Genomic DNA, 23,732 nt, shown 5'->3' with positions numbered 1-23,732 from the left:
CGGGACCGGCCGGTTCAGTGGCCGGGGCAGCCGAGCCAGTAGCCGAAGCCCCGGTGTGTGTGCACCAGCGCGGGCTCTTCCTGGTCCACCTTCTGCCGCAGCCGCGAGACGAGCTTCTCGATCGCCTGTCCGGCCCGGAACTCGCCCCAGACGTGCCGGCTGATCTGTTCCTTCGACAGGACGCGCTCCGCGTTGGCCATCAGGTGGTGCAGCAGCCGGTACTCGGCGGGCGTGAGGCCGAGCGGCCGGGCCCCGCGCCGGGCCCGGCACGTGGCGTCGTCCAGGACCAGGTCGCCGTAGCAGGGCGGCCCCTCGTACCGGTCGGGGCGGCGGGCGCCCAGCAGGGCCTCGGCCCTGGCCAGCACCTCGGCGATCCGTACCGGCTTGGTGACGTAGTCCTCGGCACCCGGGCTGAGTTCGCGGGCGAGACGGGGGAGCGCGTCGCACGCGGCCAGGAAGAGCAGCGGAGGGCGGTCCGCCGGTACGACACGGCGGCCCCGCGCGAAACCCGCCAGGTCCGGCAGCGTGGCGTCCCAGACGACCAGATCGAAACGGTGCTGTGTGAGCCGTACCATCCCTTCCGCGCCGGTGTATGCGGTGCCGACCCGGTAGCCCGCCAACTCCATGGTGGTGGCGAGCAGTTCGCTGACACCGGGGTCGTCCGCGACGACCAGGACGTGCTGCCCGCCACCGCGGCGCGGTGAGGGTTTCTCTTCGAGGCTGCTCTGCATGACAAGGCCATTCGTGTAAGAGGGCCGGTAAGGCGACCGGTGGGAGAAGGCCGGTTCCGGCGTCAGGTGGAGGGCCGGGCATCGGCACGGTTCCCGGAGCTGTCCTCGGAACCGGCGGTGAAGTCGTCGACCAGCCGGCGGAAGAGGGTGGCGAACTGCCGCAGCTCCTCCGGCGACCAGTCGGCCAGGGCCCCCGCCATGCTCCGGCGGCTCACCTCCCGTACGCGGTCGACCGCGGCCAGCCCGGCGTCCGTGAGCCGGACGCGCTGCGCGCGGCGGTCGTCCGGGTCGGGGGCCCGGAGCACGTAACCGCCCTGTTCCAAGTGGCGTAGCTGCCGGGCGACATGGGACGCCTCCACGGAGAGCCGGACCGCGAGGGTGCCGGGGCGCGGCGGTTCGGTGGCGGTGGCGAGGTGCCGCAGGATCGCCACGGCGGCCCGGTCGAGCGGCAGTCCGGTCCCGGCCTTCAGGTGTTCGTGCTGCCGGATCCGGCCGGTCAGATAGGTGAGGCGGGTGAGGCCCCGCTCGATCTCGTTCGTCAGATCCGCCGGTACGGGTTGGCCCGGAGGGTCCGCCGGAGGGCCCTCCGGGGGTGGGGGTGGGGGTGTGGGCATGGGGCCACCGTAGAGCTACTTGCCTGAGTTAAGCAAGAGTGTCGATTTTCGGCCGCCGGTGCGGTTGCCGAAGGGTCGGTCACGGTTAAGTAAAGTTGCTTAAGTCAATCAATAGGAATATGGTTGCCTGAGTCAAGCAGGACGGGTGGGGTCCCGTCCGACGGCTCTTCGACCGATGACTTCCGCGGAGGAAAACTTCCATGTCCGACACTCTTGCCCGACCCGTCCCCGGGGGCTCCGCCCCGCCGAGGGCGAACGCCGTGGTGGCGGTCCTGGCCTTCGCCGGAATCGTCGTCTCGCTGATGCAGACGCTCGTGATCCCGATCGTCCCGAATCTGCCCAAGTACCTTGACGCCCCCGCGTCGGACACCGCCTGGGCGGTCACCGCCACCCTGCTCGCCGCCGCGGTCGCCACCCCGGTCGCCGGGCGCATCGGGGACATGTACGGCAAGCGCCGCATGCTGCTGGTCAGCGTCGCCCTGCTGGTGACCGGGTCGGTCGTCTGCGCGCTGAGCGACACCCTGGTCCCGATGATCGTCGGACGGGTGCTCCAGGGCATGGCCGGCGCCGTGATCCCGCTCGGCATCAGCATCATGCGGGACGTGCTGCCCGCCGAGCGGCTCGCCGGGGCGACCGCGCTGATGAGCGCCTCGCTCGGGGTGGGCGGCGCGCTCGGCCTGCCCTCGGCCGCCCTCATCGCCGACCGGTTCAACTGGCATGTGCTGTTCTGGACCTCGGCGGCCCTCGGCGCCGTCGCCGCCGTACTCGTCGTGGTGCTCGTGCCCGAGTCCAAGGTGCGCACCGGCGGACGCTTCGACCTGCTCGGCGCCCTCGGACTGGCGGCCGGCCTGGTCGCCCTGCTGCTGGGCATCTCCAAGGGCGGCGACTGGGGGTGGACCAGCGGCACCGTCCTCGGTCTGTTCGCCTTCGCGGTCGTCGACCTGGTGGCGTGGGGCTTCTTCGAGCTGCGTACCGCGGAGCCGCTGGTGGACCTCCGTACCACCGCCCGCCGCCAGGTGCTCTTCACCAACCTCGCCTCGGTGGCGCTCGGTTTCTCGATGTTCGCCATGTCCCTGGTCATGCCGCAGGTCCTCCAGCTCCCCGAGGTCACCGGCTACGGCCTGGGCAAGTCGATGCTCTACACCGGTCTGGTGCTCGCCCCGCAGGGCCTGGTGATGATGGCGATGGCCCCGCTGTCCGCCGGCATCTCCAAGAGCAAGGGGCCGAAGATCACCCTGATGATCGGCGCCCTCATCGTCGCCGCCGGCTACGGCCTCAACATCCTGCTGATGTCCGAGGTGTGGCACCTCATCCTGGCCTCCTGTGTCATCGGTGCCGGTGTCGGTTTCGCGTACGGTGCCATGCCCGCCCTGATCATGGGCGCCGTGCCCGCGTCCGAGACGGCCGCGGCGAACAGCCTCAACGCCCTGATGCGGTCCATCGGTACGTCGTTCGCCAGCGCGGTCGCCGGTGTCGTCCTCGCCCAGATGACCATCACCCTCGGCACCACCGCGCTGCCCTCCGAGAACGGCTTCAAGGTGGTCATGGCGATCGGCGGCGGCGCCGCCCTCCTCGCCTTCGTCCTCTGCCTCTTCCTCCCGCGCCACCGTGCGGCCGCCCCGGCGGCGGGATCGGCCGCCGCGGGACATGCCGGCCAGCCGGCGGAGGTCTCCGGGGCGACCAAGTGAGGCCGGGGGCCGAGGTCTGCTTGACCTGAAGTTTGGTCGAGGTTCTACGTTCGTGGCGTACCGGGCACCGCCCACCGAGCACCGCTCGACGACAGGAGCAGACCTCATGATCCTCGTGACCGGCGCCACCGGAAACATCGGCAGCGCCCTCCTCCGGCAGCTCCGGGCGGCGGGCGCGGGGCCGGTGCGCGCGCTCACCCGTGATCCCGAACGGGCCCGCGCCGGGGGCGGGATCCCGCACGGCGTCGAGGCCTTCGGCGGCGACCTCGCCCGTACGGCGTCGCTGGAGCCCGCGCTGGCGGGGGTGCGGGCGCTCTTCCTCGTGTCGCGCGTCGTGCCGCGGGCCGGGGCGGACGCGGAGATCCTCGCGGTGGCCCGGGCGGCGGGTGTGGAACAGGTGGTGCTGGTGTCGTCCATCACCGCCCTGACCCACCCGCACCTGGGCCCCGCCCGGGAGAATCTGGCCGTCGAGCGCTCGCTCAAGGAGAGCGGTATGGCGTGGACGATCCTGCGGCCGACGCAGTTCGCCTCGAACGCCCTGCTGTGGGCGGACACCGTCCGCGCCCGCGGAACGGTCCGCGTGCCCTACGCGGACACCGGCCTCCCCACCGTCCACCCGGCGGACATCGCGTCGGTGGCCCGCGTGGCGCTGACCGGCCCGGGGCATCACGGGCGTACGTACGAGCTGACCGGGCCGGCGCCGGTCTCGGCCCGGCAGCAGGTCGGGGCCATCGCGGCGGCCCTGGGGCGGGACGTGCCGTGCGTGGAGACCGGCCGGCGGGAGGCGCACCGCCGGCTGGCCGCCTTCTTCGGCGACGAGGCCGCGGACGCGGTGCTCGACGTGACGGGCGGCGACGTCAACGACGAGCTGCTGAAGGTGCGCGACACCGTCGTACGGATCACCGGCGCCCCCGCCAGGACGTTCCGGCAGTGGGCCGGGGAGAACGCCGCCGCCTTCCGGTGACCGGTCGCCGTACGCCGGTCGCCGGAAGGCGGGCGCCGGGCGCCGGTGGGCCTGGGGTGTACGCCGGTCGCGGTCGCGGGCGTCAGATCAGGCCGGCGATGCTCGGTGGCGCGAAGAGGTGGCGGGCCCGGTGCTCCAGCATGAGTACGGCGGGGAACTGCTTGGCGCTGATGTCCGACACACACCGGTCGCAGCTCTCGTCCACGGCCGGGACGTCCTGGGCGTGGTCGGTGGCGATGTGCCGCGCGAGCCGGATCTGCGTGGTCACCACGGTGTCCATGGGGTCGTAGTCGATGCCCGGTTCGCCCGCCGCGCGTGCCGCGTTCACCACCTCGGGAGCCCGTTTCATCGCCTTGTACAGCACGGTGCACTCCGTGCAGCCCCACATCCAGGAGGGCGGGAGAGGCCAGTCCTCGGCGGATCGTTCGTCCTTGAAGTGCTCGGCGGAGTGCTCGTCGGAGTGCTCGTCCTTGGAGTCCATGTCAGGCACCGTAGCGACAGGAAAGGGGCGCAGCCAGCGGATCGGCCGAATGTCAGGCGGATCGGCGGACGGATCGGCGGACGGACCGTCAGGCGGGCAGGCCGCGCATCGCGACCCGTACCGCTTCCAGGAGGGTTTCCACGAGGTCGACATGGCGCGCCTCCGGGGGCGTCCAGGCGTACGCCCGGAGCGCGAGCTGGAGCGCGGAGAGCAGCATGCCCGCCTGCACGGTGGCGTCCAGCCCCGGTTCCGCGCGGCCCGAACGGGCGGCGAGGGCGCGGGCGACGAGCGGCAGCGCGGCGAAGCTCTCACGTATCCACACCGCGTGCAGCCCGGGTTCGTCGCGGGTCAGCCGCAGCGCGTCGAGGACGGCGAGCAGGGTCACTTCGCCGTTGCTGCCGGGCGGTGTCAGCCAGTCCTCGCCGTCGAAGGCGTCGAAGGCGTCGATGAGGGGGTGGTCCGGCGGCCAGGTGTCGAGCCGCCGGGCGATCCGCTCCGTACCGAAGGAGTAGAGGGGCGCGACGCACTCCTCCTTGGAGGTGAAGTGGCTCCACAGCGTGCTCGTCGGGATGCCGGCCGAGTCGGCGATGTCGGCGAGGGAGGTGTGCTCGACCCCCTTGGCCGTGAACAGCTCGGTGGCGGCGCGGGCGATCTCCAGCCGGTGCCCGGCCCGTACCGGCGCCGCCTGCTGGACCGCCGCTGTCCGACCAGCGCTCATGCTCACACTCCATCGTCCGGGAACCACGGGACCAGCGTAGTCGGACCGTCATGACCGGTTCGGAGCCGGTCCGTTGGTCGCGGTTCGCTCGTCTCTTGCTCGTCGGGGCGTGCGCTTGCGGCCCGTCCTAGAATCGTGTGATGAGCAGCGACGGGCCTCTCCTCCTCACCGTTCTGGGCAGCGCGACGCCGTACCCGAGCGTGGACAACCCGTGCTCCGGCTATCTGGTGTCCAGCGGTGCCACCCGGGTGTGGGTGGACGCCGGTACGGGGACGCTGGCGCCGTTGCAGCGGCACGTACGGCTGGACGAGCTGGACGCGATCTGGATCTCGCATCTGCACGCCGACCACAGCGCCGACCTGCTCACCGCCTACTACGGCGCGCTCTTCGCGGACATCCAACTCCGCGCGCCCATACCGCTGTTCGGCCCGCCCGGCATCGCCGACCGGCTGGCCCACTTCCTCACCAACGGTGCGGAGCGCAGCCCCGTCGAGTCCGCCTTCGCCGTCCACGAGCTGTACGACGGGCACCGGGCGGTGGTCGGCGGGCTCACCCTGACGACCGGGGCGGTGTCGCACGGCATCCCGGCGTTCGCCGTCCGGATCGAGACGGGGACGGGGGAAGGAACGGGGGAGGCGACGAGGGCGGAGACCAGGGAGGAGACGGCGCGGGGAGGCGTGACCTCGCTGGTCTACTCCGGCGACACGGCGCCGTGCGCGGCCCTCACCCGCCTCGCCGCCGGGTGCGACGTGCTGCTCTGCGAGGCCGACAGCGACCGGCCGCCGGCCGAGGGCGCCGCGGTGCACCACACCCCGGAGGACGCCGGCGACACCGCGACCGCGGCCGGCGCGGGCCGGCTGATCGTCACGCACGTGGGCCGCTTCCTCACCCCGCGGCAGGCGGTGACGCGCGCCGCCGCCCGGTTCGCCGGGCCGGTCGAGCACGCGGAGCCCGGAGCCACGTTCACCGTCGGCCCGCCACCCGCGTCAGCGGATAGCACGCGAGACCGATGAGCACGGCCGCGAAGTGGCCCAGATCGGTGAAGGAACGCCCGACGAACAACGGCGTGCCGAAGAAGATCAGGACCGCGGCGAGATACGATAGGTGCCAGGGCCGGGGAATCCGGTACGTGAGAACGCCGATCACCCCGGCGAGCGCGTAACTCACCCCGACGTCCAGGGTGTTGACCGCCGACGGCGCCGCGTTCCCGTGGCGGACGGCCCAGCCGAGGACCCCCTCGCTGATCAGCGAGGCGCCGACATGGGCGAGGACGACGACCGCGAGCCAGCGCAGCGTCCCGAGCCACCGCTCGGCCGGGGCGTGGAACACCGTGTAGAGCACGGCGTACGGGAGCCACGTACCGCCGTCGATCCAGAACGCGCTGGCGATGAGGACCCGGAGCGGGTCGGTGGACAGCTCGTGGATGTTGGTCGAGCGCTGCCGCAGGAAGTCCTCCTCGAAATCCGGCGACATCTGGTGCAGCGCGACCGTCGTGACGAAGAGCGCGGCCAGCCAGAGATAGGTGCCGGGAGCACTCGTGATCCAGTCGCGGATCCTGGCCCAGGCCCTGAGGAAACGGCGCATGGGGCGATTCACCCACGGCTCTAGGATCGGAGCCGTGATCGACATCCCGGAGGAGTTCGCGGAACGGCAGGCGACGTGGAACGGCCCCGAGGGCCGGGCGTTCGTCGCCGCGCTGCCGGGTATGGCCGCCGAACTGCTGGCGCGCTGGCGGCTGCGGGTCGACGGCCCCTCGCTGAGCGGCAGATGCGCGCTGGTGCTGCCGGTGGCGGAGGAGGACGGCACGCCCGCGATGCTCAAACTCCAGGCGGTGGACGACGAGACGGCCGGCGAGCCGGTGGCGCTGCGCGCCTGGGGCGGCGACGGCGCCGTACGGCTGCTGCGGTACGACCGTACGACGGGCGCCCTGCTGCTGGAGCGGCTGGGCACCCGCGACCTCGAAACGCTGGAACCGCGGGCGGCCATGCCGGTCCTCGCCGGGCTGCTGGCGCGGCTGAGCGCGGCGCCCGCCCCGCCGGAGCTGCGCCGCCTCGGGGACATCGCCGCGCGGATGCTCGACGAGACGCCCGCGCGGGCGGCGGCCCTGCCGGCCGGTCCCGACCGGCGGCTGGTGCTGGACTGCGCGGCGGCGGTACGGGAGGTCGCGGACGCGCCCGGCGACCGGCTGCTCCACTGGGACCTGCACTTCGAGAACATCCTCGCGGCGGACCGGGAGCCCTGGCTGGCGATCGACCCGAAGCCGCTGGCGGGCGACCCGGGGTTCGAGCTGATGCCCGCGCTCCGCAACCGCTTCGACCCGGACGACACCCTGTGGCGCTTCGACCTGCTGACGGAGGCGCTGGGCCTGGACCGGGGCGCCGCCAGGGCCTGGACGCTGGGGCGCGTCCTCCAGAACCTGCTGTGGCAGCTGCGGGCGGGGGACCGGGAACCCGATCCCGTGCAGGTGTCCATCGGTCGGGCGCTGCTGGCGCGCTGACCGGGGGAGAGGGCAGGCTGGGAGCATGATTCGTACCGCCACACCTGCCGACATACCGGTGATCCACGCGATGATCCGGGAGCTCGCGGAGTACGAGAAGGTCCCGCACGAGGCGCGCGCGACCGAGGAACAGCTCCACGAGGCGCTCTTCGGGGAGCGCCCCGCGGCCTTCGCGCACCTCGCGGAGACGGAGGACGGCGAGCCGGTCGGGTTCGCGCTCTGGTTCCTGAACTTCTCCACCTGGCGCGGGGTGCACGGCATCTACCTGGAGGACCTGTACGTACGCCCCGACCGCCGGGGCGGCGGCCACGGCAAGGCGCTGCTGGCGGAGCTGGCCCGGATCTGCGTGGAGCGCGGCTACGAGCGCCTGGAGTGGTCGGTGCTCGACTGGAACGAGCCGTCGATCGCCTTCTACCGGTCCCTGGGGGCGCTCCCGCAGGACGAGTGGACGGTGTTCCGGCTGACGGACGCGGCGCTGGACGCGCTGGGGCGCGGCTGACTCGCCTGCGACCTGGGGGCGGCCGGGGGCGGCCGGGGGCGGCTGGGGGCGGCGGCCGGCTCATGCGCTTCCGGCCGCGCCTCGCGGGCCTTCCGCGTCCGCCGGGGCGGTGTCCGCGCTCCGCTCCCGTCGGCGCGGTGCGTCCGCGGTGACCAGCACCATCGCGAGGACCGCCGCCGCCACCAGGATCAGCGCCGCCCAGCCGATGGCGACGGTGAAGCCGTGGACCGTGGCCGTGTTGACCAGCGCGGTCTTCTTCGCCGGGGTGATGCCGCCCTGGCGCGCCGCCGCGGCGAGGCGGCCCGTCAGATAGGCGGCGGTACTGGTCGTCGCGACCGTGTTGAGCAGCGACGTACCGATGGAGCCGCCGACCTGCTGCGCCGTGTTGACGGTCGCGGAGGTCACCCCGGCGTCCTTCGGCGCGACCCCTGACGTGGCGACCGACATGACGGGCAGGAAGGTCAGCCCCATGCCGAGGCCGAGCATCAGCGTGCCGGGCAGGATGTGGGCCGCGTAGCTGGAGTGCGTGTCGATGAAGGTGAGCGTGAACAGCCCGCCCGCCGCGAGCAGCAGGCCGGGCCCCATGAGCAGGCGCGGCGGTACGAAGTGCAGCAGCCGGGCGGCGATCTGCGTCGAGCCGATGATGATCATCGCGCACATCGGCAGGAAGGCCAGGCCGGTCCTGAGCGGCGAGTAGCCGAGGATGTTCTGCAGGAAGAACGTCAGGAACAGGAACAGCCCGAACATGCCGATCGTCGTCAGGCACATGGTGAGGACGGAGCCGCCCCGGTTGCGGTCCCGGATGACGTGCGGCGGCAGCAGCGGGCTCGGCGCGCGGGTCTGCCACCAGGCGAACACGGTGAGGAGCGCCACGGCGCCGCAGAGCAGGCCGAGGACGAGCGGGGACGACCAGCCGGAGGACTGAGCCTCACTGAAGCCGTAGACGAGGGCGACGAGCCCGCCGCAGCCGAGGAGGACGCCCGGGATGTCGAGGCGCGACTCCTTGTGCCCGGCCCGGTCGTGGAGCAGCGCGAACGCGCCGGTGACGGCGAGCACGGCGATGGGGACGTTCACGTACAGGCACCAGCGCCAGGACAGGAACTCGGTGAGTACGCCGCCGAGCAGCAGCCCGATGGCGGCTCCGCCGCCCGCGATGGCGCTGTAGATCCCGAACGCCTTCGCGCGCTCCCTGCCGTCGCGGAAGGTGGTGGTGAGCAGGGAGAGCGCGGAGGGCGCGAGGATCGCCGCGAACGTGCCCTGGAGGGCGCGGGCGGCGAAGAGCATGGCGGGACCCTGCGCGGCGCCGCCGAGCGCGGAGGCGGCGGCGAAGCCGATGAGGCCGATGATGAAGGTGCGCTTGCGCCCGACGCGATCGGCGATCCGGCCGCCGAGCAGCAGCAGCCCGCCGAAGGCGAGGGTGTAGGCGGTGATCACCCACTGCCGGTTGCCGTTGGTGAGCCCCAGCTCGCGCTGGGCGGAGGGCAGGGCGATGTTCACGATGGTGGCGTCGAGCACGACCATGAGCTGCGCCATCGCAATGACGGCGAGCCCCCACCAGCGGTGCGCCTCGGGATCGGTGTCGGAGGTACCGGCCGGGGCGGCGGCCTGCGAACCCGCTCGGGCGCCGGATCCTGAGCCTGCTCGGGCGTCGGCTCCCGAGCCGGCTCGGGCGTCAGAGCTGTCCGGGGTGCCGGGCCCTGAGCCGTTCGGGGCGCCAGGTGTCGCCGGGTCGCTCATCGCGTACTTCCCTCGCAGTGGCTCCGCAGCAGCGCCGCATGGGATTTCTGCGCAGTTCTCCGCACAAGTATCCGGATGATCTGTGGCAAGCTCGGACAATCTCTGGACAGGAGACCACGGATCCGCCCCGCCCGCCTCTCGTACGGCGGGGACGCGGCGGGCCGTTTGTGTACAAAACCGCGGGTCCAACTTTGACGTTCTGCACATCTGGGTGGACAGGAGGTGCCCCCACACCGCGCAGACCCCGCCCCCTGCTCTGTCCTCGGCTGCCCCGACCCGACTGTCCGTGGCAGCCGGCGGGGTTCGGTGCTAGCGATTGGCGAGCCATGTAGCGAGGCCGCCCGCGGCAAGCGGTGTACGTGGTGTAACCGGTGTATCCACCAAGTCAGGTGTACGTACACCGGCTGGTGCACTGTGCATTGCCGGTCCGTACCCAACTCTGTTCGGAGGTCGCCCGGTGCCCCGAAGGCCTCGCCCCCCCCTGCTCAGTCCCCGGGTGCCCCGAGTTGACCACGGGTGGCCGTTGTGCGGCCCATGAGCGGGCAACGACAAAGCAACGTGTGACACCGGGGACGACCGCTTACGGGTGCAGTTGGCCGCGCATCCGCCGCGCGTACCTCTACCAGAATCCGTGGTGTGTGATGTGTGGTCGTGGCGCGTCGGTTGCGGACCATTTCCACTTTTCGCGAAGGCAGTTGCTCGCACAGGCAAGGGTTTTGCGTGTTTGCTTTTTGAGTTGATTTAAGTCGAATTAAGGCATTTTTCACAGGGCGGTGTTGCTGGCGCGGGACTCGAGGCTCGCCGGGTGCGAAGGCTGGGCGGCGAGCGATCTCGGCTGTCGTTCTGTACGGCAGACGCGTCGACGCTCACCGAGACAGGTGGGCGGGGTCCTGCGCCGTCTCGTCGGGTTGTCCGGGGTCCGGGTCGGTGACGGAAGCGGGGCGGTGTGCGCGGTTGGCGGCGATGAGCTCGTTGAGGGACTCCAGGGTACGTGTGAGCCCGGAGATGTGCGTGATGAGCTTGTCGCGTTCTTCGAGCAGGCGGTCGAAAGCCCCGTCGGAGGTGGCGGTGCTGGGCGAGTGCAGGCAGGGAAGCAGGCTGACGATCGTCTGGCTGGACAGACCCGCCGCGTAGAGCCGCTGCAGGTACGCGATCCGGTCGACAGCTTCCTCTCCGTAGTGGCGATGACCACCGGGGCTGCGGCTGCTGTCGAGCAGGCCCTGCTCCTCGTAATAGCGCAGGGAGCGGGTGCTCACCCCGGTCCGCGCCGCCAGATCTCCGATCCGCATCCGGTCTCCGGTGTGTTCGTCGTCACAAACAGTTGAATTTCACATGGATGTGAAGTTCTAGCGTACCTCCATGACCTACTCGAACCTGTCTGCCATCAGCGTCGACATCCGACACGGTGTCGCGACCGTAATAATCGATCATCCGCCTCTGAACCTGCTCGACGGCGAGCTCATCAAGGAGCTGATGGCCTTCACCTCCCAGGTCCGTACCGACGACACGGTACGGGTGATCGTGTTCGAGAGCGCCGACCCGCAGTTCTTCATCGCACACGGTGACATGCGCTTCCTCACCGATCCGGCGCTGATGTCCGCCGGCGGTGACCTGCCCACCGGAACCAACGTGGTGCAGGCCGTGAACGAGGAGATCCGGTCACTGCCCCAGGTCACCATCGGCAAGATCGCGGGCTTCGCGCGTGGCGGCGGCAACGAGTTCGTCATGGCGCTGGACATGCGTTTCGCGGCGATCGGAACGTCTGGACAGGCGCAGCCGGAGACTCTGATGGGCATCTACCCAGGCGGAGGAGGCACGCAGTACATGACCTCCCTCATCGGCCGCGCCCGCACACTCGAACTGATCCTCGGCGGCGAGCTGGCCGACGCGGAGCTGGCCGAGCGCTACGGTCTCGTCAACCGCGCCCTTCCGGCGGACGAACTCGACACATTCGTCACCGTGCTCGCGCGCCGCATCGCTGCTCTGGGCCCGACCGTCATCGGCATCGTCAAGACGGCCGTCGACGCGGCCGACTACACCAAACGGGACCTGGCTACAGAGAGCAGTCTCGCCGCCCGGCTCTCCTTCCCCGAGGTTGCCGCGACCGCCCACAAGCTGCTTGCCGCCGGTGTGCAGACCCGCGAGGGCGAACTCCGCCTGGAAGAGATCCTCAACAAGGCCCAGCAAGAAGTGACGCCGCACCTTTCGGACAAGGCTGCCACTCGGGTATCACGCGAATCCGATTGATCCTTTTCGTCCGGCGAGTCCGAGTGCGGTCAGGGGGCGCTTGTAGTCGCGTGCGGTGTGGCGGAGGGCGGCCGCGATGTTGGTGCGGCCGTCCTGACGGTGGACGCCAAGGGCGAGGTTCCGCAGGCCGGCCATGGTGCGTGGCAAGTGCGCGGTGCGGACCTTGGAATCGTCCTCGCGAAAGGTCCGGTCCCGGACGTGGTGCAGGAGGTTCTCGATGCTCCGGTGACCGCGGATCCAGGCCGCGAGTTGTTCACCGGTGGCCTCGCCGGGCTTGAGGCTGGTCATCAGGTAGACACGCGCGATGGTGAGCCTGCCGGTGCCCGACTCGCGTCGCCAGCGCACGACTTGGAGGGCCTGGGCCGCGTCGGGGCAGTCGAGGTGGGTGAACGCGGCTGTCTTCAGCCTGCGGATCTCCATGCGGTGGTGGGCGCGGGTGCGCTGGTAGTGGTCCAGGGCGATGTCCCGCCACGGGAGCCGGCGGACGCGGGCGTAGAGCGCGGGATGGTTCCTCTTGACGATCGCGAGGTAGTGGGCACCACGTTCGCGCAGGTAGGTGGCATGGTCATGCTGGGTATGCAGGGCGTCGGCGGTGACCACCAAGCCGGTGAGGTCTACGGTGTTGAGCAATGGGGCGAAAGCGGGGATCTCGTTGCTCTTGTCGGCGATCTGCCGCTGGGCGAGCACGGCGCCGGTGTGCTCCATCGCCGCCAGCAGCGCGACGGCCGCCCGGCCCGCATGGTGTGAGCCGCGCAGCGTCTTGCGAGCAAACCACCCCACCGCCGAGCGGAGTTGTCATGCCCGAATACGGAACAACCGCCCCGCCGCATGCGTCACGCCGCGCTTCGCCCAGTGCCCGCCGCTCCCGCAGGATCCCGAGGAGCCCGTCCCCGGGAATCTCGGGTACGGGCTCGCCCTGCCCTCCGCCGTCGCCACGCCCGCCATCGCGCGGGAGGCCGCCGAGGTCATCCTCGATGTGCACTGCGTGGCCGACGCCCTGATCGACCCGGCGCTCCGTCTCGTACGTGAACTCGTCGCGTACGCCTGCCGTTTCACCGCCTCCGGTGAGCAGGTCCACCTCGCCCTCCACCACGACCCGGAGGGCGCCCTGCGGATCACCGTCCACGACACCCACGCCGTCCACACCCACCCTCGCCTCGCCGCCGTGTGCGACGAACGCCGTCTGGACGCGCTCGAAGGTGTCCCGGGGCTGGTGGAGGCCCACCACGGCAGCTGGGGCTTCGGCGCCGCGCACCGTTTCGCGGGCGCGGGCCGGGGTTCCGGTGTCGGTACGTGTACTCCGCGTCGCTGGGCGGCCTGACCGCGTATCTGGGCCGCCTATGAAGAAGCCGGGATTGCTACGGCTCCAGGACCACCTTGCCCATCGTGCCGCGCGTCTCCAGCGCGCCGTGTGCCCATGCGGCGTCGGCCAGGCGGAAGCGCTGTACGGCGGGGCGCAGTCGGCCGGCTGCCGCCTCTGCCAGGGCGCGTTCCTCCAGGATGCGGAGGTCGCCGCCCGCCTTCTGGATCATCACCGGGCCCAGTACGGACTCGGAGGTGATGCCGCGCTCCGTCAGCTCCTCCTCCGTGAAGGTGAGCGGCGAGCCGTCGAGCAGCCCTTCTCCCGACCAGCCGAAGACGAGATGCAGCCCGCCCTCCGCGAGCAGGTCCACCGCCGCGCGGCCCGTGGCGCCGCCGACCGAGTCGAAGACGACGGTGGCGCCCCGGCCGCCGAGACGGTCGCGGAGGTGGGCGCGGACCTGCTCGGGCCAGTCGGGGAGCGTGTAGTCGACGGCGAGGTCCGCGCCGTTCGCGGCGGTGCGGGCGACCTTGGCCGGGCCGCCCGCCAGGCCGATGACGGCGGCGCCCGCGTTCTTCGCGTACTGCACGAGCAGCGTGCCGATCCCGCCGGCGGCGGCCGGTACGACGGCGATGTCCTCCGGGCCGAGCCGGGCGAACTGGAGGATGCCCAGCGTCGTACGGCCCGTGCCGATCATCGCGACGGCCTCGGCCTCGTCCAGCCCGGCGGGGATCTCGTGGAGCCGGGCGGCGTCGGTGACGGCGAGTTCCGCGTATCCGCCCGGGACCATCCCCAGGTGTGCCACGACCCGCTTGCCGAGCCAGCCCGGGTCCGTGCCCTCGCCGAGTGACTCGACCGTTCCGGCGACCTCCCGGCCGGGGATCGTGGGCAGTTCGACGGGGGCGGGGTACGGGCCCGTCATGCCCTGGCGCAGCGCGGTGTCGAGGACGTGGACCCCGGCGGCGGCGACGGCGATACGGACCTGGCCGGGGGCCGGGACGGGGTCCTCGGTGTGCTCGTACGTCAGGTTCTCGGCCGGGCCGAAGGCGTGGAGGCGGACGGCGTGCATGGCGGGCTCCCTGAGGTCGGTGGGCGGGCGCGCGTACGGGCGGCCCGGGCGGCACCCAGCCTCCGACCTCAAGTTCCCTTGAGGTCAAGCGCCGCCGGCGGGAATCCCGGCGAGCGCCTTGAGCGCCAGCGACGCCGCCGTGATCCCGCTGGTGAACGCCACCTCGGAGAGGACTCCCGGCGCCGCCACCTGGTCCCCCGCGAGGAAGACGCCGGTCCCGCCCCGGTCGATGCGGGGCCGGTCCCGCCAGGTGGTGCCCGGCGGGTCGACCGCGCCCGTACGGCCGTTGGCCAGCGCCTCGCGCCGCCAGACGGTGCGTTCGCGCCAGCCGGGGAAGCCGAGGTCGAGCAGGTGCTCGGCGCGGGCGAGCCCTTCGGCCCGGGGTGTGCCGGGGCCGATCGGGATCTGTCCCTGGACGAGCTGTTCGCCGGCCGGGGCGAGGGACGGGTCCTGCGCGGTGAACCGTTCGAGCCACCCCGGGGCGTCCAGGTCCGAGACGACGAACGGGTCGCCCCGGCGGGTACGGAGCGCCAGGTCGAGCAGGACCGTACGCCCGCCGGGCCAGCGCAGCCCGTCGTCCTTCAGGAGGCGCCGGGCCGCGTCCAGGGACGTCGCCACGATGACGGGGCCGTCGGGCAGGGTGTCGACCCGGGCGGAGGTCTCGATACGTACGCCCAGGGTCCGGGCGTGTCCGGCCATCCGCTCGGTGAGCCTGCCCCAGCCGCCGGCCGGGTACGTGGCCTCCGGCGGCAGCGCGGCGGCGCGCCGCAGCCGCTCCTGGACGAAGGCGGCGGAGAGCGAGCCCGGGTCGTGGTGGAAGAGCGCCACGGCGACGTAGTGCGCGGCGGCGCGGGCGGTCGCGGGACCGGCCCGCTCGGTGGCCCAGGTGAGGAAGTCCACGTCGGTGGGGGCCTGTTCGGCGCTGCGGCGGGCGAGGGCGAACAGACCGACGGGCGGGGTACGGCGCAGCGCGCCGCCGTGGTGGAAGCGGAAGCGGGCGGCCTCGCGCAGGGGAGGGTTCGCCAGGGGGCCGAGCAGCCCGCGCTGCTTGAGCCAGTGCCAGTGGGGCCCGCGCCGGTAGAGGGCGTGCGGTCCTTCGTTGGCCGCGTACGGGCCTTCGGCGGTTCTGGCCCGGCCGCCGAGGGTGCGATGGGCCTCGTGGAGGGTGACACGGGCGCCCGCCTCGGCGGCGGTGATGGCGGCGGTGAGCCCGGCGAGTCCGCCGCCGACGACGGTGATGCCGGTGCTCGGGCCGAGGCTGGGGCTCGGGACGGGGCTGGGGCTGCTGACCATGGTGGCCTCTCTCCCTCGTTCGCGTGGTCGCGTGCCGGGCGGCGCGCTCACCAAGGTGACGTGAGGTGGCCTGTCGGATGTGACATCGGGGGTGTTGTCAGTGCCGTAGGCCACCATGGGGGCATGGCGAGGAAGACGGCGAAGAGCGGGACGGCTGCGGCGCGGCGGGCGGAGGTGCGGCTTCCGCCGCTGAGCCCGTACGGCGGTGATCTGGAGCCGGACGGGGATTACGACGGCCTGGAGTTCCAGGGCCTGGACCTGGGCGGGCAGGACGGGCCTGGCGGGCGGTTCATCGACTGCGCGCTGCGGGAGTGCGCGCTGGACGAGACGGGGCTGGCGCGGGCGCGGTTCGTCGACTGTGTCCTGTCGGGTGTCCGGGGCGTGGGTACGGACCTGTCGGGGGCGTCCCTGCGCGATGTGGAGGTGGTGGACGCGCGGCTGGGCGGCACGCAGTTGCACGGCGCGACGCTGGAGCGGGTGCTGATCAGGGGCGGGAAGATCGACTACCTGAATCTGCGGAAGGCGCGGTTGAAGGATGTGGTGTTCGAGGGGTGTGTGCTGGCCGAGCCGGACTTCGGGGGAGCGGAGCTGGAGCGGGTGGAGTTCCGGGACTGTGTGCTCCGGCGGGCCGATCTGAGCGGGGTCCGGATGAAGGACGTCGATCTGCGGACGGTCGCCGAGCTGGACATCGCCCGGGGTCTTGACCGGCTGGCGGGAGCGGTGATCAGCTCGGCGCAACTGCTGCATCTCGCACCGGCGTTCGCGGCGCAGATCGGTGTGCGGGTGGAGGACTGACCGGTCCGGCCGCCCGGCCCCCGGTGGCCCGGCCGCCCGGAAACGCCATGGGCCCCGACCTGGGGGGAGAGGTCGAGGCCCACGCGCTACTCCAGCGGCACGCCATGTGGGTGGGGGGAGGATGCGGTCGCCCGCGTCCCTGGCAGTGCCCCGGCAGACTGCATCTGCCCCGGGAAGCGCGATGTACGCATGGGCACGCGCGGAACCATGAGTGGGCTGTGTGACGACTGTGCGACGGCCCTGTGGTGGCTGCGGTGAGTGACTGCGGTGGCTGTGTTCAGCAGCGGGGGAAGCGGCTCTGGAGGTCCCAGACGGCCGGGTTGTCGGCCAGTCCGTCGTGCAGATCGGTGAGGTCCGCGATCAGGTCGTGCAGGAAGTCGCGCGCCTCCCGGCGCAGCAGCCGGTGGCTGAAGGTGAGCGGCGGCTCGTCGCCGTGCATCCAGTCGGCCTCGATGTCGACCCATCCGAAGCGCCGCCGGAAGAACATCCGGTCCGCCGACTCCGTGAAGTCCAGCTCGGCGTACTGCGGGGTGGCGGAACGGCTGCCGCGCGGGTCCTGGTCGATCCGCTCGACGATGTCGCACAGGGCCCAGGCGAAGTCGAGTACGGGCACCCATCCCCACGCGGTGGACACCTCACGGTCGGCGGAGGTGTCGGCGAGATAGACGTCCCCGCAGAACAGATCGTGCCGCAGCTCCTTGACCTCCGCGCGGCGGTAGTCGGTCTGCGGGGGATCCGGGAAGCGCCGGGAGAGGGAGTAGCCGATGTCGAGCACGCCCCGATGGTCCCACGGCCGGGACCGCGCAGGGCCCCGGCCGGAGCCGGGGCCCTGCGCCGGACGTCAGGGATCAGTGATCGGTGACCGTGTCCCCGATCCGTCAACCATGATCAGAGGTTGACGCCGAAGTCCGTCGCGATGCCCACCAGGCCCGAGGCGTACCCCTGGCCGACCGCGCGGAACTTCCACTCCGCGCCGTTGCGGTACAGCTCGCCGAAGACCATCGCCGTCTCCGTGGCCGCGTCCTCGCTCAGGTCGTAGCGGGCGATCTCCGCGCCGCCGGCCTGGTTCACGATGCGGATGTACGCGTTGCGCACCTGGCCGAAGTTCTGGCTGCGGGTCTCGGCGTCGTAGATCGAGACCGGGAAGACGATCTTGGTGATGTCCGCCGGCAGGCCCGCCAGGTTGACGTTGATCGCCTCGTCGTCGCCGTCGCCCTCGCCCGTCCGGTTGTCACCGGTGTGGACGATCGTCTGGTCCGGCGTCGCCTTGTTGTTGAAGAAGACGAAGTGACCGTCCGAGAAGACCTTCCCGCCGTCGTTCACCGCGATCGCCGAGGCGTCGAGGTCGAAGTCCGTACCCGTGGTCGTGCGGACGTCCCAGCCGAGGCCGACCGTGACGGCGGTGAGGCCGGGCGCCTCCTTGGTGAGTGAGACGTTGCCGCCCTTGGACAGGCTTACAGCCATGGGATGTCCCTTTCGTTGTCATGTGCGGGCTTCGAGTCGGCCCCGAAGCTACCGTCATCCGGCATAACGCGGGCAGAGGTCCCGGAGGTTCCGCCCCCCTTTACTTTCTTTACCGAGGAGGGTGACGGCGGCACCGTTTAAGGAGATGACGCGAGGGGCGCCGGCACGCGACCATGGGGACATGTCCGGGCCTCCTCATGTCATCCGCGGTTCGGTCTCCCTGCCGGAGGCCGAGCTGATGTGGCGTTTCTCGCGCTCGTCGGGGCCCGGCGGCCAGCACGTCAACACCAGTGACTCGCAGGTGGAGCTGCGCTTCGACCTCGCCAGGACGGAGGCCCTGCCGCCGGTCTGGAAGGAGCGCGCGCTGGAACGGCTGGCGAACCGGCTGGTGGGTGGCGTGCTCACCGTACGCGCGTCGGAGCACCGCTCCCAGTGGCGCAACCGCGAGACGGCGTCCGTACGGCTCGCCGCCCTGCTCGCCGAGGCGACGGCCCCGCCGCCGCGCCCCCGCCGCAAGACGAAGATCCCGCGCGGGATCAACGAGCGCAGGCTGCGCGAGAAGAAGCAGCGCGCCCAGACGAAGCGCGGTCGTACCGGCCGCGACTGGTAGGGGCCGGACAGGGCCGGACGAGGTGTGTGCGGGCATGGGCGCCCGCTGCGGTCAGCCCTGGCCCAACTGGCGGTAGCGGCCCTTGAAGTACGTCAGCGGGCCGCCGTCCCCGGCGGTGAGATGCGCCGTCAGCACCCGCCCGATCACCAGCGTGTGGTCACCCGCCTCGACCCGCTGTTCCGTACGGCACTCCAGCGTCGCCAGCGCCCCCTCCACCAGCGGCGCGCCGCTCACCTCGCCGCGCCGGTACGGGAGGTCCTGGAAGAGGAGCCGGTCGCTGATCCGTCCCTTCATCGAGAACCGGCCCGCGATGTGCCGCTGGTTCTCGGAGAGCAAGGACGCGGCCCACAGCGGCTGTTCGGCGAGCAGGTCGTCCATCCGCGAGCCGTTGCGGACGCTGACCAGGACCAGCGGCGGGTCCAGCGAGACCGAGAGGAAGGCCGTCGCCGTCATCCCGGCGTCCTCGCCGCGCGGGCCGTCGGGGGTCAGGGCCGGTTCGTGCGCCGTCACCAGCACCACGCCCGCGGCCAGCCGGGCGAGGGCCGCGCGGAACTCGTCGTTGCTCACCCCCTCAGCATGGGGGACGGCTTCGGTGCGGGGTGCGGGACTCGTCTGGGACACGGGGTAGACGCTAGCCTCGGCGGTCCCGCGCCCGCATCGGACCAGGGGACCAGCCAGGTCCTAGGACCGCGCCGGGACCATGTTCCGTACCGTCCCGGTGGCCACCCTTCCCGTCACGCTCCGCTCGGCTCCCCAAGGCTGCGGCTTGTCTTCCGCAAAGGCGCGGGAGCGCTTCCATCAGGCATTCCACCCCTCCCCGAGCCGTGTGACTTGAGACACAGAGAGAGGTAATTGTTGACCCTGTGTACCGGGCGAACAGCTCGCTGTGATTCAGTGGCGGGGACAGTGCCACACAAGCGCCGATGAGAATCCTGGAGTTGCTGTCGAGGTCTCGGGGAGAGCGAGCAATGGAGACCGAGTCGGAGCCGTACGTCCGTCTTGCGACCCTGCGGCAGCTGCACGAAGCCGTCGCAGAGCTCAACACCGCACGCAGTCTGGCGGACACCTTGCAGACCGTCGCCGACGGCGTCGTCACGGGGCTCGGCTATGAACTCGCCTGTGTGAATGTCGTCCAGGCCGACGGCGACCTCGTCGTCGCCGCCTTCGCGGGGAGCGCCGCCGCCGAAGCTCTGATCACCGGCCGGGTCGGCTCCCGTATCTCCTGGGACCGCCGGCTCGCCATGGGGGAGACCTGGGGTGACCTGCGGTTCATACCGCACACCGAGGGCTGGGTGCTGCTGGAGGACGACGTACCCCAGTGGTACACCGAAGGCCCCGAACCCCGCTTCGAGGACGAATGGCACCCCGCCGACCGCCTCTACGCCCCGATGTACTCGGCCGCGCGCAAGGATCCGCCGGCGCACGCCGCCGGGCGCGGGGGCGAGTTGCTCGGCGTGATATCCGTCGACCGGCCGCGCGGCGGCCGGCGGCCGGGACCCTGGGGGCAGGAAGCGCTCCAGATGTACGCGTCCCAGGCGGCCATTGCGATCAGCAACGCCCGCCTCCGAGCAAACATGCAGCGCGCCCTCGTCCGCCTGGAGCGCGAGCAGCAGGCGCTCCGGGCCAGTGAGGAATCCTTCCGCCAGGCGTTCGAGTACGCGCCCAGCGGCATGGCCATCGCCGAGATGGGCGGCGACCAGCACGGCCGGCTGCTGCGCACCAACGACGCGCTCTGCCGCCTCCTGGGCCGGCCCGCCTCCGCGATGCGCCGCCACTCCTTCTCCGACCTCGTCCACCCCGAGGACATCGGCACGCTGCTGCGCACCTCCGCCGAGGGGGGCCGCGTCGAGCTGCGCCTCGCGCGGCGGGACGGCACGTACGTCTGGGTCTCGCTGCGCAACTCCGTCGTGGCGGACACGGCGGACGGCCCGCGCCTGCTCCTCACCCACGTCGAGGACATCGAGGAGCGCAAGAGCCGCGAGCTCCAGCTCGCCCACCGGGCCTCGCACGACTCCCTCACCGGCCTGCCCAACAGCGCGGAGCTGCGCTCCCGCCTCAGCTCCCGGCTCTGTTCGCGCCCGTTCGGCGTCCGGGAGACCGCCGTCGAGGCCCTGGACGCGGCGTACGGGGGGTACCAGGGCACCGTCCTGTACGAGCCCGGTTACGACGCGTACGACGGCGTTGGCGGCGAGAGGTACGCGGCCACCGGCGGCCCCGGCGACGGGTACTCCACCCACGACGGGTACGAGGAGAGCGCGGGCCACCGTGGCGGCGTACGCGCCGGCAGCGGTGGCGTGCCGCCGCTCGGCTCCGGGGGCTTCGACGGCCATGTCCACCTGGTCGCGCCCGGCGAGGGCGCGGCGGACGACGGCACGAAGGGGCTCGCGGTCCTCTTCTGCGACCTCGACGGCTTCAAGTCCATCAACGACCGCTTCGGCCACAACACCGGCGACGAGGTCCTCATCGAGGTCGCGCGCCGGCTCACCACCGGAGTGCGGGACGGCGACACCGTGGCCCGGCTCGGCGGTGACGAGTTCGTCGTCCTCGCGGACGGCCTCGGCTCGGCGGACGCCGCCGACCTCGCCGTGCGGCTGCGGAACGCGATCATTCCGCCGATCCGGGTGGACGGCAGGGCCGTCCGTGTCGGCGCGAGCTTCGGCATCAGCTGGGCGAGCTGCGGCATGTCCGTCGAGGAGGTCCTGCAATCCGCCGACCAGCGGATGTACGTCGAGAAGCGCTCGCGCAAGCAGGTCCACCGGCGGGCGGGGTGACAGGGCCCCTGAGGCCGGGGCCGTTCGGGACAGGGCTGCGACAAGCCCGCGATCGGAAATTCACCCGAGGGCCCCAGACTGGCTGCCACCCGTCAAGACCCGTCCGTAGGCTTGCCCGTACGAGGTAGGCTCGGCCGGTCGGCGACGCTGGCGAGATGGTAAGGAGTGACCACCGATGACGGCCGGGAACAACGGCGCGAACAAGCCCGAGGACGACGACCCGTTCGGCTACCTGTACGAAGACGGACAGGCGGCGGCGGGCGCCGGCCAGCGGCGCCAGGGCGGTTACGGCTACCCGGGTCCGGCCACGCAGCCGGGCGTCCCCAGGACGTCGTACAACCAGGTCAGGGCGGTCGGCGAGCGCCAGTACGGCGGTCAGCAGGCGGCGCCGCAGCAGGCCGCGTACGGCCAGCAGCAGGCGTACGGCCAGACTTCTTACGGCCAGCAGGCACCCCCGCAGCACGGTGCCCCGGCGCACGGTCACGGCCGCCAGAACGGCGCCGCAACCGCCCAGGTCCCCGCCCAGCGCGGCGGCGGACGCGGCAGCGGCGGCGGCCCGAACACCAGAGGCCTGCTGATCGGCGCGATCGCGGTGGTCGCGGTCGTGGTGATCGGTATCACAGCGGCGCTGCTCTCCAGCGGTGACGATGACAAGGGCCAGGGCGACGCTGGGGCCTCGGACCCGACGGTGTCGACCGGCCAGTCGCCGGAGGCGAGCGCCTCCGCGTCGTCCGGCAAGGACGAGACGGACGGCGGCGAGGCGTCCGCCGACGGCATCGGACTGCCCAAGCAGGACGCGGCGACCCTCAAGCTGGGGCCGCCCGCCGCGCTCGCCACGGACATAGACGGAGCCGAGGGCACCAACGGCTCGTACGTGACCGGGTTCAACGCGGTCGGCGCCTCGGTGACCTGGACCGCCGAGGTCAAGGAGGCCGGCAGCTACGCGCTCTCCGTCCGCTACGCCATTCCGGCCAAGGACGCCAACGCCACGCTGACCGTCAACGGCAAGGCGAACAACTCCCCCCTCGGGCTGAAGAACTTCATCAACTCGGACGACCCCGATCTGGCGAAGAACTGGCAGACCACCTGGGCGCCGGTCGAGCTCCAGGCGGGCAAGAACACCCTCAAGATCTCCTGCGAGCAGGGCAACCAGTGCGACGCCATCCTCGACTGGCTGGAAGTCACGCCTCCGAAGTCGTGACGGGTCCGTCCCCGGTCAGGTCGGGCTCACTGTCGGGTCCGGCTCATCCGCCCGCGCGGCGGGGGACTTCCGTCACCGTGACGCGCGGCAGCAGCTCCTCGTAGACCCGCGCGTCGAACTCGCCCGCCGCCGGGGCCAGTACCGTCGCCGCCGACAGCGCGACCGCCCGGCTGAGCCTGGCCGGCCACGGCAGGCGCTCCACGAGCCCGGAGAGCAGCCCCGCCACCGCCGAGTCGCCCGCGCCCGTCGGGTTGCCCCTGGCCGGTCCCGGTGGCGCCGCGCGCCAGGCGCCGTCCGGGGTGATCGCGATGATCCCGTCGGGGCCGAGCGAGGCGACGACCGCGTGGGCGCCGCGCCGCCGGGCGTCGTGCGTGGCGTGCACCGGCTCGCGGGAGCCGGTGAGCCGGGCGAGTTCGTCGGCGTTCGGCTTGACGAGGTCGGGGCGGGCGGCGACGCCCCGGCGCAGGGGTTCGCCGCTGGTGTCGAGGAGCGCCGGGACCCCGGCGGCGCGGGCCCGGCGGATCAGCTCCGCGTACGCGCCGACATGGAGGCCCGGCGGCAGGCTGCCGCAGAGCGCCACGGCCTCGGCGCCGGTGCGCAGCAGCCGGTCGTAGTGGGAGAGGAAGCCGGTCCACTCGGCGGCGGAGACGACCGGGCCCGGCTCGTTGAGCTGGGTGGTGTCGCCGGTCGAGGCGTCCACGACGGCGACGGTGCGGCGGGTGGCCCCGGCGATCGGCAGCAGCGCGTCGACCGGCCGCGCCGCGCGGGGCCGGCCGCTCCGGGCGGCGGGCCGGTCGCTGCCGCTCAGCAGCTCCCGCAGTACGTCGCCGGTCCGGCCGCCCGCGAACCCGGTGACCACGGCCTCGTGCCCCAGCGCGGCCAGCACCCGCGCGACGTTGACGCCCTTGCCGCCGGGGCGTTCGACGACCTCGCTGACGCGGTGGGTGGTGTGCGGGACGAGCGCGGGCGTGCGGTACGTGATGTCCAGGGCGGTGTTGAGCGTCACCGTGAGGATCATCCATCCCCCTGCCTGGGTACGCGGTCGCGTGATGG

25 protein-coding genes are annotated in these 23,732 nt (G+C 72.1%); 11 read left to right on the top strand and 14 right to left on the bottom strand.

Annotated features, from left to right (window positions below):
* Positions 1-14 precede the first annotated feature (14 nt).
* Positions 15-731 carry a response regulator transcription factor gene (locus ACFTZC_RS04235; protein ID WP_382886632.1) on the bottom strand — a complete coding sequence of 239 codons (717 nt, stop codon included), beginning with the start codon at positions 729-731 and terminating at the stop codon, positions 15-17.
* 62 nt (positions 732-793) lie between these two features.
* Positions 794-1,345 carry a MarR family winged helix-turn-helix transcriptional regulator gene (locus tag ACFTZC_RS04230; protein WP_382886631.1) on the bottom strand — a complete coding sequence of 184 codons (552 nt, stop codon included), beginning with the start codon at positions 1,343-1,345 and terminating at the stop codon, positions 794-796.
* A 200-nt stretch (positions 1,346-1,545) separates the two neighbouring features.
* Here ACFTZC_RS04230 and ACFTZC_RS04225 point away from each other — a divergent pair, with 200 nt between their 5' ends.
* Together ACFTZC_RS04225 and ACFTZC_RS04220 are read left to right on the top strand one after the other, a co-directional pair.
* Positions 1,546-3,033, top strand: coding sequence for an MFS transporter (locus tag ACFTZC_RS04225; RefSeq protein WP_382886630.1), 1,488 nt, complete (start codon positions 1,546-1,548; stop codon positions 3,031-3,033).
* A gap of 106 nt (positions 3,034-3,139) precedes the next feature.
* Complete coding sequence (locus ACFTZC_RS04220; protein WP_382886629.1) at positions 3,140-3,997, top strand: SDR family oxidoreductase; 858 nt, start codon at positions 3,140-3,142, stop codon at positions 3,995-3,997.
* Between the two features lie 82 nt (positions 3,998-4,079).
* Here ACFTZC_RS04220 and ACFTZC_RS04215 read toward each other — a convergent pair whose 3' ends face one another.
* Together ACFTZC_RS04215 and ACFTZC_RS04210 are read right to left on the bottom strand one after the other, a co-directional pair.
* Complete coding sequence (locus ACFTZC_RS04215) at positions 4,080-4,478, bottom strand: hypothetical protein (RefSeq protein ID WP_382886627.1); 399 nt, start codon at positions 4,476-4,478, stop codon at positions 4,080-4,082.
* 88 nt (positions 4,479-4,566) lie between these two features.
* A complete protein-coding gene (locus ACFTZC_RS04210) occupies positions 4,567-5,196 on the bottom strand; it encodes a TetR/AcrR family transcriptional regulator (RefSeq protein WP_382886625.1) in 630 nt (209 codons plus the stop codon).
* Positions 5,197-5,336: 140 nt separating this feature from the next.
* On the opposite strand from ACFTZC_RS04210, the gene ACFTZC_RS04205 reads away from it, so the two are divergent.
* A complete protein-coding gene (locus ACFTZC_RS04205) occupies positions 5,337-6,209 on the top strand; it encodes an MBL fold metallo-hydrolase (RefSeq protein ID WP_382886624.1) in 873 nt (290 codons plus the stop codon).
* Here ACFTZC_RS04205 and ACFTZC_RS04200 read toward each other — a convergent pair.
* The gene (locus tag ACFTZC_RS04200; RefSeq protein ID WP_382886622.1) at positions 6,160-6,780 is read right to left on the bottom strand and encodes a rhomboid-like protein; all 621 of its coding nucleotides are present in this window, start codon (positions 6,778-6,780) and stop codon (positions 6,160-6,162) included. The two genes, ACFTZC_RS04205 and ACFTZC_RS04200, sit on opposite strands and share 50 nt — an antisense overlap.
* On the opposite strand from ACFTZC_RS04200, the gene ACFTZC_RS04195 reads away from it, so the two are divergent.
* Complete coding sequence (locus tag ACFTZC_RS04195) at positions 6,779-7,693, top strand: aminoglycoside phosphotransferase family protein (RefSeq protein WP_382886620.1); 915 nt, start codon at positions 6,779-6,781, stop codon at positions 7,691-7,693. The two genes, ACFTZC_RS04200 and ACFTZC_RS04195, sit on opposite strands and share 2 nt — an antisense overlap.
* Before the next feature lie 25 nt (positions 7,694-7,718).
* Entirely contained in the window at positions 7,719-8,192 is a 474-nt protein-coding gene (locus tag ACFTZC_RS04190; RefSeq protein WP_382886619.1) for a GNAT family N-acetyltransferase, read from the top strand.
* A gap of 60 nt (positions 8,193-8,252) precedes the next feature.
* On the opposite strand, the gene ACFTZC_RS04185 is transcribed toward ACFTZC_RS04190, so the two are convergent.
* Both ACFTZC_RS04185 and ACFTZC_RS04180 read right to left on the bottom strand, forming a co-directional pair.
* Positions 8,253-9,725, bottom strand: a complete 1,473-nt coding sequence (locus ACFTZC_RS04185) for an MFS transporter (RefSeq protein WP_382886755.1) — start codon at positions 9,723-9,725, stop codon at positions 8,253-8,255.
* 1,070 nt (positions 9,726-10,795) lie between these two features.
* Entirely contained in the window at positions 10,796-11,218 is a 423-nt protein-coding gene (locus ACFTZC_RS04180; RefSeq protein ID WP_359306506.1) for a MerR family transcriptional regulator, read from the bottom strand.
* 70 nt (positions 11,219-11,288) lie between these two features.
* Here ACFTZC_RS04180 and ACFTZC_RS04175 point away from each other — a divergent pair, with 70 nt between their 5' ends.
* The gene (locus ACFTZC_RS04175) at positions 11,289-12,176 is read left to right on the top strand and encodes an enoyl-CoA hydratase/isomerase family protein (RefSeq protein WP_382886617.1); all 888 of its coding nucleotides are present in this window, start codon (positions 11,289-11,291) and stop codon (positions 12,174-12,176) included.
* Here the strand turns inward: ACFTZC_RS04175 and ACFTZC_RS04170 are convergent.
* Positions 12,159-12,956 (bottom strand): ISAs1 family transposase, encoded by a 798-nt coding sequence (locus tag ACFTZC_RS04170; RefSeq protein ID WP_382886615.1) that lies wholly within the window; start codon positions 12,954-12,956, stop codon positions 12,159-12,161. The genes ACFTZC_RS04175 and ACFTZC_RS04170 overlap by 18 nt on opposite strands.
* Here ACFTZC_RS04170 and ACFTZC_RS04165 point away from each other — a divergent pair.
* On the top strand, positions 12,937-13,497 hold the full coding sequence (locus ACFTZC_RS04165; RefSeq protein WP_382886613.1) for an ATP-binding protein: 561 nt from the start codon (positions 12,937-12,939) through the stop codon (positions 13,495-13,497). The genes ACFTZC_RS04170 and ACFTZC_RS04165 overlap by 20 nt on opposite strands.
* Before the next feature lie 37 nt (positions 13,498-13,534).
* Here the strand turns inward: ACFTZC_RS04165 and ACFTZC_RS04160 are convergent, their stop codons facing one another.
* Positions 13,535-14,545: a zinc-binding dehydrogenase gene (locus tag ACFTZC_RS04160; RefSeq protein ID WP_382886611.1), complete on the bottom strand. Its 1,011-nt coding sequence runs from the start codon at positions 14,543-14,545 to the stop codon at positions 13,535-13,537.
* A gap of 84 nt (positions 14,546-14,629) precedes the next feature.
* Positions 14,630-15,838 (bottom strand): FAD-dependent oxidoreductase, encoded by a 1,209-nt coding sequence (locus ACFTZC_RS04155; protein WP_382886609.1) that lies wholly within the window; start codon positions 15,836-15,838, stop codon positions 14,630-14,632.
* 123 nt (positions 15,839-15,961) lie between these two features.
* Between ACFTZC_RS04155 and ACFTZC_RS04150 the strand changes: the two genes are divergently transcribed.
* Positions 15,962-16,633 carry a pentapeptide repeat-containing protein gene (locus ACFTZC_RS04150; protein WP_365815303.1) on the top strand — a complete coding sequence of 224 codons (672 nt, stop codon included), beginning with the start codon at positions 15,962-15,964 and terminating at the stop codon, positions 16,631-16,633.
* Positions 16,634-16,910: 277 nt separating this feature from the next.
* Here ACFTZC_RS04150 and ACFTZC_RS04145 read toward each other — a convergent pair whose 3' ends face one another.
* Positions 16,911-17,408 carry a hypothetical protein gene (locus ACFTZC_RS04145; RefSeq protein WP_365815301.1) on the bottom strand — a complete coding sequence of 166 codons (498 nt, stop codon included), beginning with the start codon at positions 17,406-17,408 and terminating at the stop codon, positions 16,911-16,913.
* A gap of 113 nt (positions 17,409-17,521) precedes the next feature.
* Positions 17,522-18,097, bottom strand: a complete 576-nt coding sequence (locus ACFTZC_RS04140; protein ID WP_365815297.1) for a TerD family protein — start codon at positions 18,095-18,097, stop codon at positions 17,522-17,524.
* Between the two features lie 181 nt (positions 18,098-18,278).
* On the opposite strand from ACFTZC_RS04140, the gene arfB reads away from it, so the two are divergent.
* The gene (arfB, locus tag ACFTZC_RS04135; RefSeq protein WP_382886607.1) at positions 18,279-18,707 is read left to right on the top strand and encodes an alternative ribosome rescue aminoacyl-tRNA hydrolase ArfB; all 429 of its coding nucleotides are present in this window, start codon (positions 18,279-18,281) and stop codon (positions 18,705-18,707) included.
* A gap of 51 nt (positions 18,708-18,758) precedes the next feature.
* Here arfB and ACFTZC_RS04130 read toward each other — a convergent pair whose 3' ends face one another.
* Positions 18,759-19,328 (bottom strand): flavin reductase family protein, encoded by a 570-nt coding sequence (locus tag ACFTZC_RS04130; protein ID WP_382886606.1) that lies wholly within the window; start codon positions 19,326-19,328, stop codon positions 18,759-18,761.
* A gap of 347 nt (positions 19,329-19,675) precedes the next feature.
* Between ACFTZC_RS04130 and cdgB the strand changes: the two genes are divergently transcribed.
* Both cdgB and ACFTZC_RS04120 read left to right on the top strand, forming a co-directional pair.
* Positions 19,676-21,478 (top strand): diguanylate cyclase CdgB, encoded by a 1,803-nt coding sequence (cdgB, locus tag ACFTZC_RS04125; protein WP_382886604.1) that lies wholly within the window; start codon positions 19,676-19,678, stop codon positions 21,476-21,478.
* 175 nt (positions 21,479-21,653) lie between these two features.
* Positions 21,654-22,679, top strand: a complete 1,026-nt coding sequence (locus ACFTZC_RS04120) for a CBM35 domain-containing protein (RefSeq protein ID WP_382886603.1) — start codon at positions 21,654-21,656, stop codon at positions 22,677-22,679.
* A 43-nt stretch (positions 22,680-22,722) separates the two neighbouring features.
* Here ACFTZC_RS04120 and ACFTZC_RS04115 read toward each other — a convergent pair whose 3' ends face one another.
* A complete protein-coding gene (locus ACFTZC_RS04115) occupies positions 22,723-23,697 on the bottom strand; it encodes a 1-phosphofructokinase family hexose kinase (protein ID WP_382886602.1) in 975 nt (324 codons plus the stop codon).
* Positions 23,698-23,732: the final 35 nt, after the last annotated feature.

Origin of the sequence: Streptomyces sp. NPDC056987 (assembly GCF_042673865.1) — a bacterium.
Lineage (GTDB): Bacteria > Actinomycetota > Actinomycetes > Streptomycetales > Streptomycetaceae > Streptomyces.
This window is presented reverse-complemented; position numbering and strand designations above follow the sequence as displayed.